General features: G+C 57.5%; 15 protein-coding genes. 13 read left to right on the top strand and 2 right to left on the bottom strand.

Annotated features, from left to right (window positions below; all coding sequences use genetic code 11):
* Position 1: 1 nt before the first annotated feature.
* From tssK to ACZ9BE_RS23890, 9 genes are read left to right on the top strand one after another with little or no spacing between them, the layout of a single operon-like run.
* Positions 2 to 1,333 (top strand): type VI secretion system baseplate subunit TssK, encoded by a 1,332-nt coding sequence (tssK, locus tag ACZ9BE_RS23930; RefSeq protein WP_016772510.1) that lies wholly within the window; start codon positions 2 to 4, stop codon positions 1,331 to 1,333.
* 5 nt (positions 1,334 to 1,338) lie between these two features.
* Positions 1,339 to 2,214, top strand: a complete 876-nt coding sequence (gene icmH, locus ACZ9BE_RS23925; RefSeq protein WP_016772511.1) for a type IVB secretion system protein IcmH/DotU — start codon at positions 1,339 to 1,341, stop codon at positions 2,212 to 2,214.
* A 14-nt stretch (positions 2,215 to 2,228) separates the two neighbouring features.
* Positions 2,229 to 5,768 (top strand): type VI secretion system membrane subunit TssM, encoded by a 3,540-nt coding sequence (gene tssM / locus ACZ9BE_RS23920; RefSeq protein WP_016772512.1) that lies wholly within the window; start codon positions 2,229 to 2,231, stop codon positions 5,766 to 5,768.
* A complete protein-coding gene (locus ACZ9BE_RS23915; RefSeq protein WP_041476618.1) occupies positions 5,768 to 6,496 on the top strand; it encodes a PP2C family protein-serine/threonine phosphatase in 729 nt (242 codons plus the stop codon). Before tssM ends, ACZ9BE_RS23915 begins: the two co-directional genes overlap by 1 nt.
* A complete protein-coding gene (locus ACZ9BE_RS23910) occupies positions 6,493 to 7,494 on the top strand; it encodes a serine/threonine-protein kinase (RefSeq protein WP_476250009.1) in 1,002 nt (333 codons plus the stop codon). The genes ACZ9BE_RS23915 and ACZ9BE_RS23910 overlap by 4 nt, the downstream gene beginning before the upstream one ends.
* A 28-nt stretch (positions 7,495 to 7,522) precedes the next feature.
* Positions 7,523 to 9,559 (top strand): type VI secretion system Vgr family protein, encoded by a 2,037-nt coding sequence (locus ACZ9BE_RS23905; RefSeq protein ID WP_476250008.1) that lies wholly within the window; start codon positions 7,523 to 7,525, stop codon positions 9,557 to 9,559.
* Positions 9,560 to 9,564: 5 nt separating this feature from the next.
* Positions 9,565 to 10,584, top strand: a complete 1,020-nt coding sequence (locus tag ACZ9BE_RS23900; protein ID WP_256807621.1) for a tetratricopeptide repeat protein — start codon at positions 9,565 to 9,567, stop codon at positions 10,582 to 10,584.
* A gap of 16 nt (positions 10,585 to 10,600) precedes the next feature.
* Positions 10,601 to 13,636, top strand: coding sequence for a hypothetical protein (locus tag ACZ9BE_RS23895; RefSeq protein ID WP_256807623.1), 3,036 nt, complete (start codon positions 10,601 to 10,603; stop codon positions 13,634 to 13,636).
* Positions 13,626 to 14,135: a hypothetical protein gene (locus tag ACZ9BE_RS23890; protein ID WP_252877119.1), complete on the top strand. Its 510-nt coding sequence runs from the start codon at positions 13,626 to 13,628 to the stop codon at positions 14,133 to 14,135. Before ACZ9BE_RS23895 ends, ACZ9BE_RS23890 begins: the two co-directional genes overlap by 11 nt.
* Before the next feature lie 173 nt (positions 14,136 to 14,308).
* On the opposite strand, the gene ACZ9BE_RS23885 is transcribed toward ACZ9BE_RS23890, so the two are convergent.
* Entirely contained in the window at positions 14,309 to 14,581 is a 273-nt protein-coding gene (locus tag ACZ9BE_RS23885) for a hypothetical protein (RefSeq protein WP_252877118.1), read from the bottom strand.
* Between the two features lie 11 nt (positions 14,582 to 14,592).
* On the opposite strand from ACZ9BE_RS23885, the gene ACZ9BE_RS23880 reads away from it, so the two are divergent.
* The 4 genes from ACZ9BE_RS23880 (at position 14,593) to ACZ9BE_RS23865 (ending at position 17,589) form a co-directional block, all read left to right on the top strand.
* Positions 14,593 to 15,957 (top strand): lysozyme inhibitor LprI family protein, encoded by a 1,365-nt coding sequence (locus ACZ9BE_RS23880; protein WP_476250007.1) that lies wholly within the window; start codon positions 14,593 to 14,595, stop codon positions 15,955 to 15,957.
* 139 nt (positions 15,958 to 16,096) lie between these two features.
* A complete protein-coding gene (locus ACZ9BE_RS23875; protein WP_252877116.1) occupies positions 16,097 to 16,552 on the top strand; it encodes a cell division protein in 456 nt (151 codons plus the stop codon).
* A 4-nt stretch (positions 16,553 to 16,556) separates the two neighbouring features.
* On the top strand, positions 16,557 to 17,144 hold the full coding sequence (locus tag ACZ9BE_RS23870) for a lysozyme inhibitor LprI family protein (RefSeq protein ID WP_476250006.1): 588 nt from the start codon (positions 16,557 to 16,559) through the stop codon (positions 17,142 to 17,144).
* Positions 17,145 to 17,157: 13 nt separating this feature from the next.
* Complete coding sequence (locus ACZ9BE_RS23865; protein ID WP_423664852.1) at positions 17,158 to 17,589, top strand: hypothetical protein; 432 nt, start codon at positions 17,158 to 17,160, stop codon at positions 17,587 to 17,589.
* Positions 17,590 to 17,647: 58 nt separating this feature from the next.
* Here ACZ9BE_RS23865 and ACZ9BE_RS23860 read toward each other — a convergent pair whose 3' ends face one another.
* Positions 17,648 to 18,010 carry a DUF6124 family protein gene (locus ACZ9BE_RS23860; RefSeq protein WP_423664850.1) on the bottom strand — a complete coding sequence of 121 codons (363 nt, stop codon included), beginning with the start codon at positions 18,008 to 18,010 and terminating at the stop codon, positions 17,648 to 17,650.
* Between the last annotated feature and the right edge of the window lie 190 nt (positions 18,011 to 18,200).

Genomic DNA, 18,200 nt, shown 5'->3' with positions numbered 1-18,200 from the left:
CATGAACACCCATAAAGTCATTTGGCAGGAAGGCATGCTGCTGCGACCGCAGCACTTCCAGCACAACGATCGCTACTACGATCACCAGATGAAAACCCGCACGCAATTGCTCGGTGGCTACACCTGGGGTTTTCTCAACCTGGAAATCGACTTGCAGTTCCTCAACATGGGCAAACTGGTGATCAGTGAAGCCTCGGGGATTCTGCCGGACGGCAGCCTGTTCGAACTTGGTGGCAACACTGAGCCGCTGGCGCTGGACGTGCCGCCGAACACCGGCAACACGCCGATCTATCTGGCGCTGCCGCTGGTCACCGGCAACCACATCGAGGCCCGGCGCCCGGAGCAATCCGACGTGCTCGCGCGCTACACCGCGTATGACGCCGAAGTCGCCGACTCCAACGCCGGCGATGATTCCGCCAGCCAGGTCAGCTGCGGTCGTCCGGATTTCAAACTGTTGCTCGGCGAACAGCAGAGCGATCAGGCCTACGTGAAGCTGAAGATCTGCGACGTGCTCGACACCACGCCCGACGGCGTGATCAGCCTCGACCCGGATTTCGTCCCGACCTACATTCAGGCCCACGCCTCCAGCTACCTGCTGTCGTGCCTGAAAGAAGTGATCAGCATGCTCAGTCACCGTGGCGACACGATTGCCGAGCGGATTCGCTCCAACGGCAAGGTCGGCGGCGCTGAAGTCGGCGACTTCATGATGCTGCAACTGATCAACCGCACCGAACTGCTGCTGCGCCATTACCTCGGTCTTGAGCAGGTGCACCCGGAAGAGTTGTATCGCACGCTGCTGACCATGCTCGGCGATCTGGCGACCTTCTCCGGCGAGAGCAAACGCCCGCGTCTGGACAGCCGCTATTCCCACGCCGATCAGGGCGCGAGCTTTCGCAAACTGATGGAAGCGATCCGCCAAGTGCTGTCGATGGTGCTCGAACAGCACGCCATCGAACTGATCCTGCAGGCGCGTCAGTACGGCATCATCGTCTCGCCGTTGCACGATCACAAACTGCTCGGCTCGGCCTCGTTCGTGCTGGCAGCCAGTGCCAACTGCGACTCCGAAGAACTGCGTCAGCGCTTGCCGCAGCACCTCAAGGTCGGCCCGGTGGAGCGCATCCGCCAACTGGTCAACCTGCACTTGCCGGGGATCAAGGTCAAACCGTTGCCGGTGGCCCCACGGCAGATCGCGTTCCACTCGAACAAAACCTATTTCATCCTCGAACTCAGTTCCGAAGACCTGGCACAACTCGAGCGCTCCGGCGGTTTCGCGTTCCACGTGTCCGGCGAATTCGCCGAGCTTGAACTGAAATTCTGGGCCATCAGGAACTGACCGACATGATCAAGGAAACGGATTACAACCAGGACGACAAAACCGTCCTGCTCGACCGTCAGGGCCACGGACCGGCATCGAGTCCGCTGACCGACTTCGCCGCGCCGCCGCGTTTCGAGCAACTGGAAGAACGCATGATCTACGCCGCGCGCCTGCGTCCGGCCGAGGCGTTCAACATCAGCCTCAACTCGCTGGTCGCGGCCTCGTCCGACCTGCTCTCGGAAGTGGTGCGTCTCAAGCACAGCGAGACCCGCGAAGACCTGTACGCGCTGAATGAGCGGCTGACCGCCGGGCTGAAATTGTTTGAAGTACGCGCCCTGCACAACGGCGCCGAAAGCAGCCAGGTAATGGCCGCGCGTTACGTGCTCTGCACCGTGGTCGACGAAGCCGTCGTGACCACGCCGTGGGGCAACGAAAGCGAGTGGTCGCAGATGAGCCTGCTGAGCAGCTTCCACAACGAAACCTTCGGCGGCGAGAAGTTTTTCCAGCTGCTCGATCGGCTGTCGAAAAACCCGGTCAAGCACCTGCCGATGCTCGAACTGATGTACCTGTGCCTGTCCCTCGGTTTCGAGGGCAAGTACCGCGTGCAGGCGCGCGGCATGCTTGAGCTTGAAGGCATCCGCGACGCCTTGTACCGGCAGATCCGTCAGTTGCGCGGCGACGTGCCGCGCGAGTTGTCGCCGCACTGGGAAGGTCTCAACGATCAGCGCCGCAACCTGGTGCGCATCGTGCCGGCGTGGATGGTGGTGCTCTTTACTCTGGTCTGTCTGGTGGTGATGTATTCGGGCTTCGCCTGGGTCCTGAGCGAACAACGCGACACCGTTCTGCATCCTTATCAGCCGCTTGATCCAGCCGCGGTGCAACCGCAGGCGCAGCCGTAAAACAGGGACGTGTGATGAAAAAGTTTTTCAAGAAAGTCGGCGCCTTCCTGCGCCAGACCTGGGTCTGGACTCTGCTGCTGGTGCTGTTCGTGGCGCTGCTGGTGTGGTTCGTCGGCCCGTTGTTGGCGGTCGATGATTACAAGTTCTGGGAAAGCGCGACCTCGCGCCTGCTGACCATCAGCGTGCTGTTCCTGATCTGGGGCCTGACCATGGTCTTCGTCAGCTGGCGCGCCGGTATCCGCAAGAAAGCCGAGGAGGAAAGCGAGGACGGTCAGGACCGCATCCGCCGCGAAGAGCTGATCGACGAAGAACAGAAAGAGTTGAAGGCGCGTTTCAAGGACGCGCTGAAAACCCTGAAGACGTCGAGCCTGTATCGCGGTCGCAGCGAGCGCTGGCGCAGTGACTTGCCGTGGTACCTGCTGATCGGTCCGCAGGCCTCGGGTAAGACCAGCCTGCTGGACTTTTCCGGTCTGGAATTTCCGATCAACAAGATCGACCGCAAGCTGACCCGCGACACCCTCGGCACCCGTCATTGCGACTGGTATTTCGCTGATCACGGTGTACTGATCGACACCGCCGGGCGTTACACCACTCAACCGGACGCCGAAGTCGACGGCAACGCCTGGACAACCCTGCTGGAGCTGCTGCGCAAGCGTCGTCGCGGTCGTCCGTTGAACGGCGTGCTGGTGACCATTCCGGTGGAAACCCTGACCGGCGGCAGCGAGCAGGACATCGAAACCCTCGCACGCCAGGTGCGCAGCCGTCTGCAGGATGTGCATCAGAAACTGCACGTCGACGTGCCGGTGTATTTGGTCCTGAGCAAGGCTGACAAGCTGCTCGGCTTCGACGAGTTCTTCGATCAACTGACCCGCGAAGAAAGCGATCAGGTGCTCGGCACCAGTTTCCGCAAGGATCAGGTCGGCACCGACGTCACGGTCCTGCGCAACGAGTTCGAAGAGCTGCTGCGCCGCCTGAACAGCCAAGTGATCATGCGCATGCACTCCGAGCGCGACACTCAGCGCCGTGGCCGCATCCTCGACTTCCCGCATCAGCTCGGGCAGATCGGCGAGCGCCTGTGCCTGTTCGTCGACATGGCGTTCACCGGCAACCGCTATCAGCGCGCCACGCAACTGCGCGGCTTCTACCTGACCAGCGCGCCGCACCTGACCCAGGAAATGGATTCGACCACCGCCGGCATCGGCGCCAGCCTGGGCATGAACGCCGGTGTGCTGCCGACTCTGCGCAGCGGTCGTTCGCGATTCATCCACCACTTGCTCAGCCAGGTGATTTTCCCCGAGGCCGATCTGGCCGGTCTGGACAAGCGCGAGCGCAGCCGCATTCATTGGGGCCAGCGTGCGCTGTACGTCGGCGCTCTGGCAGCACTGGCACTGTTCGGTATGCTCTGGGCCGGTGGTTTTTCGGCCAACTACGAGCGTCTGGAAAACCTGCGCACGCTGGCACAGAACTGGACCCAGCAACGTTCGGCCGTAACGCCGCGCGATGACGCCATGGGTGTGCTGAAAGTTCTCGACACCAGCTACGCCGCGACCCAGGTGTTCCCGAGCAAGGGCGACGTCTCGTACCACGAGCGTGGCGGCCTGTATCAGGGCGAAGAGATCAACCCGGTGGTGAAAACCGCCTACGAGCGTGAGCTTGAAGCGCAGTTGCTGCCACGGGTGGCGACCATGCTCGAGGGGCAGATCCGCGCCAACATGAAGGACCGCGATCGCCTGCTCAACAGCCTGCGCGCGTACCTGATGCTGAACATGAAGGATCGTCGCGACGCGGCGTGGCTCAAGGACTGGGTCGCCACTGACTGGTCGCAGCGCTACACCGGTAACACTGCGGTGCAGAATGGTCTGAACACGCACCTCGAGCGTTTGCTCAAGCAGCCGTTCATCTACCCGCTGAACGATCAACTGGTCACGCAGGCGCGTCAGGTCCTGCGCAGCGAGTCGTTGGCCAACGTGGTTTACCGCATGCTCCGCGAGCAGGCGCGCAACCTGCCGGACTACCGCTTCAGCCAGCACCTCGGCCCGCAAGGTTCGTTGTTCATCGGCACTGAATACGTGATCCCGGGTTTCTACACCCAGCAGGGTTATCAGCAGTATTTCTCGGTGCAGGGCGCGGCGCTGGTCACCGACATCCTGCGCGACAACTGGGTGCTGGGCGAAGGCGCGGGCATCAGCGACATGGATTTGCGTCGCCTGATGGTCGAGCTTGAGCAGCTGTACTTCCGCGACTACGCCAACTACTGGAGCGAAGCCGTTGGCCAGGTCGCACTGCCACCGATCAGCGACGCTGGCGAAGGCGCCGAGCAACTGGCGGGCCTGACTTCGGCCAACTCGCCGGTCCTCGCGCTGCTCACCGAAGTGCGTGAAAACACCCGCTTCGAAGCCGCGGCTGATCCGGTCGATGAAGCCGGCGAAGCCGCCGATGCGCTGGCCGGGCAGAAAGGCAAACTGGGCAAGGTCGGCAAACTCGCCGCCGCTGCCGCCGACAAGGCTTCGGCGCTGAACGTGGCGAAGAACCTGCCGGACACCGCGAAGAAATCCCTGCAACGCCGCTTCGAACCGCTGCATCGTCTGCTCGACGACAACAACGGCCCGGGCGCCGACCTGACGCCAGCGTTCAGCGCACTCAACGACCTGCAACTGCAACTGGCCGGTCTGGCCCGTTCCAGCACGCCGGAGCAAGCCGCGTTCGAGATGGCCAAGACGCGCATGAGCGGCCAGCGTGATGCGCTGACCAACCTGCGCAATGCCTCCGGTCGTCTGCCGCGTCCGCTGAGCGTGTGGTTCAACGTGCTGGCCGAGGACTCGTGGCGTCTGGTGCTCAACGATGCCTATCAATACCTGAACGGCCGTTATCAGAACGAGCTGTACAGCGTGTATGGCAAAACCATCAGCAAGCGTTATCCGTTCAGCGCCAGCAGCACCAGCGACGTGGCGATCAGCGACTTCCGCGAGTTCTTCCGTGCTCAAGGTACCGTCGACCGCTTCTTCGACAGCTACATGCGTCCATTCGTCAGCGGCGATCCGGGCAACTACCGCATGCGCAGCGTCGACGGTCACAGCCTGCCGGTATCGAAGGTCTACCTCGATCAGATGGCGGCGGCGCAGACCATTCGCCAGAGCTTCTTCTCGATCAACCCGGCCGAGCCGACCGTGCAGTTCAAGCTCGAGCCGTACACCCTCGATCCGGCGGTCAGCCGTTCCGAATTCAAGTTCGGCGACAAGACCATGGAATACCGCCACGGCCCGATCCTGCCAATGACCTTCAAGTGGCCGACCGATGCTGAAGACGGTCGCACCAGCCTGGTCATGGACAAGATGGCCGGGCGTCCGATCGGGATCGAGAAGAACTCCGGCCCATGGTCGCTGTTCCGTCTGTTCGACCTGATGCAGACCGAGTACCTGAACGGTCGCGACGTGCTGGTACTGAAAGCCGACGTGGGCGGCCTGCGCGCCAACTACCTGCTGACCAGCCAGCGCACGCCGAACCCGTTCGACATGGGCGTGCTGCGCACCTTCCGTATGCCGGTGCAGCTCTGATGCTGGTGGCCAGTCCCTGGCGCAGCGCGGCGCGTACCGACCCGGGCAAGGTGCGGGCGCGCAACGAAGATGCCTTCCTCGATTCCCCGCAGCATGGGCTGTGGGTGGTCGCGGACGGCATGGGCGGTCATCAGGGTGGCGACATCGCCAGCCAGTTGATCGTCGCCAGCCTGGCTGAGTTGCCGCAACATGAGGATTTCGACGAACGCCTCAAAGCCATCCGCCAGTGCCTGCACTGGCTGAACCGGCGCTTGGGGCAGGAGTTGACCGTCACCGCCGGGCGTCACGACAGCATCATGGGCAGCACCGTCGTCGCGCTGCTGGTGGAAGGCAATCGCGCGGCCTGCATCTGGGCCGGCGACAGTCGTTGCTACATGTGGCGCGGGCAGCGGCTGTATCAGCTGTCCAAGGACCATTCGCTGCAACAGCAATTGATCGACGAGCAGCAAATGAGCGTCGAACAGGCGGCAGCGCACCCGGCGGCTCAGGCACTCACCCGAGCCGTCGGCGCCGCCGACACACTGACCCTGGATGTGCTTGAACTCGAGGTCTATCCGGGCGATGTGTTTTTGCTCTGCAGCGATGGTTTGTATCAGGGTCTGAGCAGCGATGCCCTCGGCAACGCCCTCAGCCTCAGCGCGCCGCACGTGGCGCTGGAACGTTTGTTCGACGGCGCTCTGCGTGGCGCTGCGCGGGACAACCTGACAGCCGTGGTGATCCGCCAATGACCAAAATCGAATCACCCATCGATGACTTGCTGATGAGCGAAGAACAGGCCAACAACCTGACCTACTTCGCCTTCGCCAAGGAGAACAAGGCAGAGCCTTTGCTGGCGCCGACCAAGGCCAGCATCGGAGCACTGCCGGATGTACTCGCCGGTCGCTACCACCTCGAGCGTCTGCTCGGGGCCGGTGGCATGGGCGCCGTTTACCGGGCGCGGGATCTGCTGCACGAACAGTTCGGCGATCCCGATCCTTACATCGCGCTGAAAATCCTCAGCGAAGAATTTGCCGAATCGCCGGACGCCAGTGCCTTGCTCTACAGCGAGTTCGCCCTGACCCGACGCCTGCGCCACGACAACGTCGTGCGTGCACACACCTTTGAAGTCGACACCGACTGCCAGCGGGCCTTCATCACCATGGAATACATGCGTGGCCTGACCCTGGACAAATTGCTCTGCGAGCGGCCCCTCGGCTTGCCGTGGAAAGAACTGCGCGACATCGTCCTGCCGCTGCTCGACACGCTGGCCTACGCCCACGGTCGCGGCGTGCTGCACGGTGACCTGAAACCGAGCAACGTCATGCTCAGCGAAGACGGCCTGCGCCTGTTCGACTTCGGTCTGGGGCAGGCAGAAGAGGGCACCTTGCCCGGTCTGCCGCACCTGAGCCGCGAGCGCTTCAACGCCTGGACCCCGGGCTACGCCGCCCCCGAACTGCTTGAGGGCCAACCGTTGTCGGCCAGCGCGGACGTGTACGGCGTGGCCTGCGTGATCTATGAACTGGCGGGCGGCAAACACCCGTTCCGCCGCTTGCCCTCGACCCAGGCCCGCGACGAGCACCTGGAGCGCGAACTGCGCGCCCCAGCGAATCTACCCCAGCACGGCTGGCAAGCGCTGCGAACCGCGCTGAGCTTCAACCCGGCAGAACGCACCATCACTGCCCAACAATTGCGTGACGCCTTGGGCGCCACTTCGTCCTGGCTGCAACGTCTGCGACTTCGGGCGTAACGGATGACATTCGAACAGGGAGCACACGATGTTCAACTCAGCTAACGAAACCCACTTCAGCCTCAAGGTCGAAGACTACGTCGGCGACCTGCAAGTGCTGTCGTTCACCGGCACCGAAGGCATCAGCCAGGCGTATCGCTTCGACCTCGAACTGGTCAGCGAAAACCCCGATCTGGACCTCGAACAACTGCTGCACAAGCAGGCGTTTCTGGCATTCGATCCACAGGGCTCGGGCATCCACGGGCAGATCTACCGCGTCGCCCAGGGCGATGCCGGCAAGCGCCTGACCCGCTACAAAGTCTCGATCGTGCCGCAACTGCAATACCTGCATCACCGCACCAACCAGCGCATCTACCAGCAGATGTCGGCGCCGAAAATCATTGCGCTGATCCTTGAAGAGCACGGCATCAAGAGCAACGCCTACAGCTTCCAGCTCAGCCAGCCGTGCCCGGATCGCGACTACTGCGTGCAGTACGACGAAACCGACCTGCATTTCGTCCAGCGTCTGTGCGAAGAGGAAGGGATTCACTACCACTTCCAGCACAGCGACAAAGGCCACCTGCTGGTGTTCGGCGACGACCAGACCGTGTTCCCCGATCTCGGCCAGCCGACCGCGTACGTGCAGGGCAGCGGCATGGTCGCCGAAGAACCGGTGATCAAAGGCTTCAAGCTGCGCCTGGAAACCCGCACCAGCCGCACCACACGCCGCGACTACGACTTCGAAAAACCGCGCCTGCAAATGGAAGCGGCCTACAGACCCGATGGCGAAAGCACTGAGCCAGATCTCGAAGACTACGACTACCCGGGCCGCTTCATCGACCGCGCCCGTGGCAAGTTCCTCAGCCAGCGCGCCCTCGAACGCCACCGCGCCGACTACCGCCAGGCCGAAGGTCGCGGCGACCAGACCAGACTGGTCAGCGGCCACTTCATGGAAATGTCCGACCACCCGCGCAGCGAGTGGAACGACCTGTGGCTGCTCACCGAAATCTTCCACGAAGGCAAACAACCGCAAGTCCTCGAAGAAGGCGTGACCAGCGACACCACCGACGAAAAAGACGACTTCCACCAGGGCTACCGCAACACCTTCCTCGCCACCCCGTGGGACGTGTTCTACCGCCCGGCCCTCGAACACCCGAAACCGCGCGTACTCGGCAGCCAGACCGCCATGGTCACCGGCCCCAAAGGCGAAGAAATCCACTGCGACCAATACGGCCGCATCAAAGTGCAATTCCACTGGGACCGCGAAGGCCTGGCCGACGACAAAACCAGCTGCTGGCTGCGCGTCTCCAGCTCCTGGGCCGGCGACCGCTACGGCGCCATCAGCATCCCGCGCATCGGCATGGAAGTCCTCGTCACCTTCCTCGAAGGCGACCCCGACCAACCGCTTGTCACCGGCTGCCTGTACCACAAGGAAAACCCGGTGCCGTACGCACTGCCGGCGAACAAGACCCGCAGCGTCTTCAAAACCCTCAGCTCCCCGGGTGGCGGCGGCTACAACGAACTGCGTATTGAAGACAAGAAAGGTGCGGAGCAGATCTACATTCATGCGCAGCGTGACTGGGATGAGAACGTTGAGCATGACCAGAAAATTCGGGTCGGTAATGAACGTCATGACACGGTGGTGAAAAACACCTACACCGAGCTGAAGGCAGAAGAACACCGCACGACGATTAGCGATCGCAAGATTGAAGCGAAGCTGGATGACCACCTCACGGTTGGGCAGAACCAACATGTGAAGCTGGGGACTGCGCAACTGACCAGTGTGGGGAAAGAGATACACCTCAAGGCTGGGGACAAGATTGTTATTGAGGCGGGGACAGAGCTGACCGTATTGGGTGGCGGGAGCTTTATCAAGCTCGATGGCGGTGGGGTTACGGTGGTTGGGCCGGTGATCAAGATCAATGCGGGTGGTTCGGCTGGGTCGGGGACTGGCATTGGGATTAAACCGCCGGTGCTGCCGGGGGCGGCGGATAAGGATAAGGCGGGGAGTTTGATGGATCAGGCGTTGTTGAATGCACCGCCTGAGAAAGTTAAACCGAAGGCTTTTTTTGTGTTTTCCGAGTGATCGACATGAATCGTGTTTTGAAGAAGAGCAATGGCATCGCGATAGCGGTTTTCACCGCGTCGCTGTTGAGCCTGTTTCATGGCAGCGCTTATGCGGATGAATGCCCGTCCGAGGATTTTTCCCAGTTTCTGCCGGCGTTTTCTGCGAATGCTGAAACCCAGCAGCGTTTGACTGCGATGACGGTGAAGTCGCTGGTGTTGAAACCCGAAGGAGAGGGGCGGACTCTTGAGCCGCAAACGGCGGAGATCAACAGCTCCACATTGGCGTTTCCGCTGATGGCACCTTTAGCCACAGACAAGACAGACGGGGTTGAAGTCGAAATAATCGACGACAGTCACGTCAACGTTGTGGACAAGCGAGCGGGTAACAGCAACATCAAGATTTTCAATTTTTCTCGTCAGGCATGCTGGGTACTCGAGGGCGTCGAGAACTGGTCGATCAATGATAAAGACCTTGTTGAAGGGACCACGCCGACCCTGAGTACCGCCGAGAACTTTTGCTATCAGCGTGCGCGAACTTACGGACGCCTTGGTGGCCTGGACAAATACTCCCTGACGGGAGAACTCTTTGAAGCAGCATTGGAAAACTACCTGTGTGCAGCAGCTTCCGGCGATCCTCAGGCAAGTCTCAGTGCTGCCAGTCTGAGCCTTTCCGGAATGGCATCGCAATTGGAAACAGAGAAGGTCGAAGCCCTGTTCAAGGCCGCCGCTACTACTCTGGCAAGCGGAGCTTCTGCATTGTCCACATTCTATTGTTATGGCAATGACACAGACCCCGAGGGCCCTTGTCAGCATCCTGAAGAAGCAGAAAGGGAATTGATTCGCGCCGCATCGATGGGCTCTTCCGATGCTCAAAATAAACTGGGTGATACATTCGAGACCGGTAGATTGGTAACCAAGGATGCCTCCAGAGCACTGGATTGCTATCGCTTGGCCGCCAGTAAAGGAAATGCCACCGCCCTGAGTAATTTAACCAGATTGAAATCGCAAACCGCTGACGCCACAGAATCCAGCCATTGCTATTGATTTGCAGGATGCAGAAATGACAGAACCATTAGATTTAACGGGTAATTACGAAAACCGTGGCTACGTGTACAAGATGGGCGGCGATGGCATAAAAACAAATGCGGCCGGTAATAAGTTAATCGACTGCTCGCACATGGTTAATTTGTTGCTAACGGGGGCTGGCTATAAAATCCCGTATCAAGACACACGTGTAATGGTGGACTCCACTTACTACACAACCGTGGTGCCACCCGACGTCAAGAAAGGCGATATCGCTCTTTGGATTAATGAAGATCCGCTGGGTGGTGGAGATAAGTTATTTCATACCGGTATTGTTGTTGACGTTAATCCTACCGGTACTGCAGGCAAGTTCTTCGGCGCGCAGACGAGGAAAGGGCCGTCATTTACTTACTTTGGCACTAAAGATCCGGCCTTCTACTGGCCCATTCCTACAAAATTTCTCAGGGCTAAAGAAGAGTATAGAACCGGCGCAGCGGAACAACCGGCCCCTGCCCCCGCTCCTGCACCAACGCCTGCTGGACCGGAGCCTGTTCTAAACTTTCAATTCCCCATAAGAAAGGCTGATGGGAAACAGTTCGACAGTGCCAATGAACTGTATACCGCCATCGAAAATGAGACCTCAGGTCAATACCTTTTGGGTAGCTATAACTTTTGGCACGGTGGCATTCATATTAGCAATGCCAGTGCATCCTACTGTGTGAAAGACGAGCCCGTACGATGCATGGCGGATGGTGTGGTTGTAGCCTATCGCCTCAACGAAGATTATTTACAGTCGGAGTACGCTGGAGATAAACCGGCCAAGCTTAAATACTCTAATTCTTTCTGCCTGGTTCGGCATGACTACAAGTCGCCCGCTAACCCGGAAGAAGGCCCGAACAAAGGGAAACAAAATAAGCTGGTATTTTTCAGTCTTTATATGCACTTGATGCCCTATAAAGGCTACTTGCCTACAGAGGAGGAGTTGGGTAAGCCGAAGATAAAGTTCACGGTGGGAGATTTTACTGCCCGCAGTGATTCTGAGGAAGGTCCGGAATGCGTGAAGTATGGGCTGATTTCTGCGGGCTCTGTCTTTGAAGTTCTAGAAGAAAAGCTTGCCAGCAACGGTATCACTTACGCCCGAGGTAAGTTGTTAAGTGGCAAGGTGCCTAACAGGAAATTAGGGGAAGAATCCTGGTTTGCTTATAAGAAAGATGGTGTGGCAGTCAAGAATAAAAAAGACACCGCGATCTGGAGCGCAATATTACCGCCGGAACGAACCCGGCCAGGCTATTGGAAGGGGCTGGTTAAGGCTCGTGTCAGCGCCCCGAACGGATTGCCGTTGTTCGCAGCGCCCAAAGCTGTTGCTAACGGTGAAAGTGCTGGTGAACCGCTGGGAGAAATGGCCCTTTGTTTGAACAGTGAAATTAAATTCGACGGCACCAAAGTATTTAATCTGAAGGTTGGAAGTTCTCTGGTTCGGATGGCTGAGTGCACCTGCCTGTCTGGCGGTTTGAGAGGCGCAGGAACGGTTCCGTCAACATTCTGGGCGAGCGTCGAAGATATCGGTAACGGTCGGATGGTCACGTGGGCCGAAGTCACACCTGCCGAATTCGATAAGGTAATTGCTTGCGAAGCAGCGATAAAAGCAGGCCATCCAATAGGGTTTTTAGGCTTGCAGGAGAACCTCGGGAAAGTTGAGGGTTCAATCTCTAGCAAATATCACGCTCATATTGAGATATTCACCAGTGATACCGGCCTCGATAAATTCTTGCAGAATGAAGCTGCCCTGAAAATTGGCATGAGTTACCTGAATCTGCCGGCGGGCACGGTACTTGCCAGTAAGGCGACCACGGGACAGCCTGCGACCCTTGAGTCCAAACATATAGTTCCTATGGGATCGGTCTCTGTGTTCAAAGACTCAAAAGGGGTGGAGTGGTATGAGCCGACCGTTACAGAGAAAGATAAAAAGCTGACGGGCCTGATCAAAAAGGCAGATGTTACCTTTACGTCTGCAGGTGCTCAGTTGATATCTCAACATGATTGGGCAAAGTTGGGATATGCAGTTGTCAAAGAGGGCGATGAGAATTCAGATGGTTTTCTTGATCCGGACTCGATGCCGCCTTTTTTCAAGGAGCTCCATGCGAAACTCGACGCTTTGGGTGACAAAGATGGTGAAGTTACCTCCGCGGACTTGAACTCGGCATTGAAGAATGTGGAGTTCCGGGATAAATGGACAAAGTTGATTGCTTACCACCCCACCGAGTGGCAGGCGAAGTCTTCCGAGCCCAAGTGGAGTCGTCTTGATCAATTGCTCGCTGAGTCGCCAAAGTTACTGGAACATGAAAAAGAGCGGATTGACAAGCTTGTTTTTTGGGATGAGCTGGCGGGTGCGTTACAGATGCCTCTTCCGAAACAGGTCTATCATTTTCACCCGATTGCGTTCGTCAATAATTTCATGAAGTTTGCCGTGCCTGGAAAAGGTTGGGCGCACAGTGCGTTTGCCAATTTGCTCGCGAGCGTTGAGTCGAATAATGATTACACTGCTTACAACAGGACCAAGGGTGGACTGAAAGCGTTTTATAAAACTGATTTGACTACGTTGACCATCGCTGAACTACAGCAGAAACAGAAGGACCGGGATATTTTTGCGGCGGGTCGCTATCAAATGGTTCCTGACACGATAAATGGTGCTGTGAAAAAGCTCGAACTTGCTTCCACGCTTAAATTTGACGAAGAGACTCAGGATAAGATTTTTGAGGAATACTTGATAAAAGTTAAGCGCAAGGCATTCATCCAGTATCTGGAAGGCGATGGCGACGTCGAAAAAGCTGCCTATGCCTGGGCCTTGGAATTCGCCTCGGCAGGTGTAAGAAAGGGCAAGACCATTAGCCCGGTGCCGAAGAAAGATGAGCACGGAAACATCGAAATGAAAGACGGCAAACCGGTGATGCTCGCGAGGGTCGCAAGCTTTGAGGGACAGTCGTATTATGCGGGCGACGGTCTCAATACCGCTCACATTTTGCCGGCTGACATGGTTCGTGTTCTCGAGGAGTCAAAAAACAATGGCAAGTAAGTTATCAGCGTCCCGCTTGTTTTGGTTGGGCGCGCTTTTTCTCTTCTCGTGTTTTGCCAAGGCCGATGTGCCGCGGTTCGAAAACTATAAAGTCGACGAAATTTTTAAGGGCCAACATCACGACGCTGTTGCCAGTGATGAAAATAAAAGCTGGGCTGAGGGGCGCAAGAAAGCCATCAAGCAACCCGTAAATTTTGCGGGCCATTATGTTGTTTACGCAAACGGCTGTGGCGGCGGGTCTATCTGTGGCGAAATTCTTGACGTGAAAACGGGGGAGGTTGTTACGTCCTTTCCTAATGCTTATTACATCATCGGAAATGACGGTACCGCACCCTACGCGGCCGTCTACAAGCCAGACAGCAAATTGCTCGAAATTATGGGTGTAGCGGCCGATCCGGAAGTGGATGTAGAGGGTAACGATCTCGAGGAGGGTAACCGGCAGCGCTTCTACGAGTTCGATGGCAAGAAGCTCACTCTGATCGAACTTGTCGATCAGTAAATTTGGTTTATTCCAAGGGGAAAGGTGACGGATGTGCCTCTGGCTAAGTCCGCACCTCCCCTTTCTCCAGCGTGTTCATTTCCTGCGTTGTCGCCATCGACTATCCCTGATGTTGCAACGACCCGTTTGCACTCCTGGGATTCCGGGCGCAGGTGGGAGTAGGGCGGGTAAATTCAGTTCAACCCTTTAGCGGCATCACTAATCGGTCTGACTTGGACGATGCCGGCGTTAGCTGAAACCACCACATTGAGTCCCGTCAACGGTGTCGACACGAAATCAGCCCCAAATCCGGCACGTTTGAAGAGTTGCAGCCGGACTGCGGCGATGGCTTCGTTAACCTGCGCGTCGACAAAAAACGTAAGACGTTGCTCAGCACTTACTGGGGCATGAACGGACCAGATCAATGCATCACCCGACTCACCAAACGCAAAGCCTGAATGACTCAAGGAAGAACCCCGTGAAACGTTTTGTTTTTACCCTGCTGGCCGTGCTACTGCCGGTTTCAGCGGCCTATGCGCAGGATGACTGCAGCCATGTCACCTCAAGCCTGGAAATGGTGCCCTGTTCGGAGGCGGCGAAGAAGGCTGCCGATGCGCAGTTGAACGTCAGCTACAAGCAGTTGATGTCGCGGCTTGAGTCTGACTATCGAGCAGATCCGGCGTTGGGTGCGGAGTACGCGGCGAAGGTTAAAGAATCGCAGCGTGCGTGGTTGAAATTGCGCGATGCTAACTGCCCTTTGGAGGCATTCGAGATCGAGACTGGGATGCCGGCGCATGTGTTCGCGGTTAACTTGTGCATCGCCAGAATGAGTCGCGAGCGCTCGGCGTATCTGGACAAGATTGTCCCTGCGCTTGCATCCGATAAGAGCGCTTCGACGGCACCGACCAGCGACGCTTGCCCCTCGGAGGAGTTCGCGCCTTTCCTGACCGCGTTTTCCGCCAACAGCGAATCACAACGCCGTCTGACTGCAATGACGGTCAAGTCGCTGGTGTTGAAACCGGTAGCTGGGAAGGATCGACGTACCTTTGAGCCTTCGACCTCGGGTGTCAGTGGAACAACCTTCACCTATCCGCTGATGGCTGCAATCACGCCCGGCAAGACACCTGGGGTCGAGATTGAAGAGGTTGATGACAGTCACGTCAACGTGGTGGATAAACGGGCCGGCAACAGCAATATCAAGATCTTCAACTTCTCTCGTCAGGCGTGCTGGGTGCTTGAGGGGATTGAGGATTGGTCGGTCAGCGAGAAGGATCTTGTCGCAACGGATAACCCGGGAATGAGCCGCGCCGAAAACTTTTGTTATCAGCGTGCAGAAGCGTTGGGTGGGCTGGGGTCTCTTGAGCAATACGGGCTGACTGCGGAGCTGATTGAAGCGTCGCTGGAAAATTTTGTGTGTGCTGCAGAGTCGGGCGATGCACAGGCGAGCCTGTCGGCGGCGAGCCTGAGTCTTTCGCAAATGGCATCTCAGTTGGAAACCCCTAAGGTTGAGGCTTTGTTCAAAGCGGCCTCGAAAATACCAAAGGGTGCGCTGGGCTATGCGACGTTTCTTTGTTCGGGAAACTCCACCGACTATAACGGCCCTTGCCTTCATCCCAAGCAGGCAGAAGAGCAGGTTATTCGAGCGATTACCATGGGCTCCACAGACGCGATGAATTATCTGGCTTCTACCTTTGAAGCAGGCGAGTGGGGAACGAAGGATATGTCTCGAGCGTTAGCCTGTTATCAAATGGCGGCTGACAAAGGTGATCAGCTGGGCCTCTTCAAGGTGGGGCGATTGGGATCGTCAGCCACGGCGCCCATCAAATCCAGCCACTGCATTTGAATTTCGAGGGCCTGTTTGAGGCGGTTTTGCACAAGTTTTGCCTGAATCCCTCAGGCTAAAACGTTTAACGCTTGAGCATCTGACTCCCCCGATTTTCCTTTAAACTCCCCACCCCCAAGGAACGCGCTCAGGACACGGAATGCCAGCCCCTTCTTCCTCGCTTCGCCCAGCGTTGGTGCTTTGGCTATATGCCGCTGCGATCACGCATATCCTCGCCGGTCTTACCCTGACCTGGGCCGGTGACTCCGGCTTGCTCGATGGCTACCTGCAAGTCCTCGAACTGTCGTTCTGGGGTGCCGATGCGGTTCCCACCGCCGGCCGCGAACAACAAGTCTGGTGGCTCGCGCTGTTCGGCGCGACGTTGCAAAGTTATTCGCTGTACATGTTCGCGCTGGTGCACTTGGGCAATCGCTTGAAAGCTCCGGCCATCTGGGGCTGGTTGATCGCCGGCATCCTGTTATGGGCGCCGCAGGACATGTGGCTCTCGGCGCAACAGCAGGTCTGGTCGCACGTGTGGCTGGATGGTTTAGCTCTGTTGGTGTTGTTGCCGCCGCTGTTTTGGCTGTACAGACATGACCGTCAAAGGAAGGAGTAACAGCGTGAAAGTATTTTCGATTCTTCTCGGTTGCTTGCTCTCTGCTGCTTCATCCGCATTGTTTGCTGGAGAAGCGTGCAACCCAGACAGTTTGTCCAACCCGGACTTGATCACCTGCGGCCAGCAAACCTTCAAGAAAGTCGATGGTGTCTTGAACGAGCAATACAAAAAAGCGCTGTCGACTCTGGCTCCTGCGGAGCAAAGCCACCTGAGAGATGTGCAAAAGAACTGGGTGCGCTTCAAAGAGTCGTTTTGCGAAGAGCTTTACCAAGCTGCGTTGCTGGGTGCTGAGGCGCCAATCGAGAGGCTTGGGTGTCTGGTGCAGACGACCAATGCTCGGCTGGGAGAGTTGATCGCTCTACAGACGGGTTTACTGCTGGATGGTTTTTACAAAGCGGCATCCGCGATTGCAGGGAAGGATCGTGAGAGAAATTTAGCGGCCTCAATCGAGCGGCTGGGAGGGGATCAATTCGATGATCCGCTTTGGAAGAAGTACGCAGAAGGGCACTGCCAGATGGCTAGCCGTCTGTTGCGTGAAGACGTCGCCTACTGCGTGGTGAGGATGCGCTTTCAATTACCCATGAACCGCTAAAGGAATGTTCGGTTTGAAATTTTCGTCTGCATTGTTTTCCGCGTTGCTCGTTTTCGTTCCTCTGGCGGCTCATAGCGAGGTCACGACCGAGGTTTTTTGCTTTCGCTCCTACGAAGGCAAACCCATAAATTTTGAATTCCGAACCTATTACGACTCTGTCGCCAAATGGAGCGGTGCTGGCGTCAAGTACAGCAAGTCGAAAAAGGCTATCGGGCTGGTTCATCGCAGTACTGAACAAGAAGAACTCGTGTATGGCCGGCCCTACCAGTACACGACAACTTGGGTTGAAGTAGTTGATGGCGCACTGACAGGTGAGTATCAGATGGTCACTCAGGGTGGCCGGGTTGATGCGATGACGTATACGAATTACAAGTCTGCAAAGAAGTATTCGTTTGAAAACGATTACAACGTGGATGCGAAACCTGAAACAGGTTGCCAGTGGTGAAGCAGGGAATATTCAAAAAGGGGACTTAACGTCCCCTTTCTTTCATTCACCAATCTCGCTACGGCTTGGCCGCCACGCTTCGCACTTCAATGTGATCAAGCGTCCCTTCCACCATCAATCTGACCCCGTCCGCCATCCTACTCAATGCCAATGCAACCGAGCGGCGTGAGCCATCTATGTCGTCCGCAAGGTCCGCAGCGATGATGCTGATGGATAGCAGGTCTTCCGAGGCGTTGGCCAGGAGGGCTTCGGCGTCGATGTCCGGGTTCAGGCTGAACAGGCCTTCGCGGCGTGGGGCCTGAGAGAGGTCAGATTTGCCGAAGTGGTGATCGAGGGCGCGTTCGGCGGCTTCATGTAATTTTCTTGAATCGAAGGATTCGTAGGGGGAGGTGTCCTCGGTGTTGGTATTTGAATTGGTCATCGGTGTAAATCCCTTGGAGTAAGAAGAAATTGCTCCCGAATTCGGACTTGCACATCCGGTCACCGAATACCCGATGACGCAGGAAGCCTATCGGTGATCTTCAAGCTCGCCTAGTTCACGGACAGCCCCGCACTTTGCAGGAAATTTCCCATAGATTCGCGGGGCGGAAGATCAAAAGATCGCAGGCTTC

It is taken from the genome of Pseudomonas sp. TE9122 (assembly GCF_056278925.1).
This window is presented reverse-complemented; position numbering and strand designations above follow the sequence as displayed.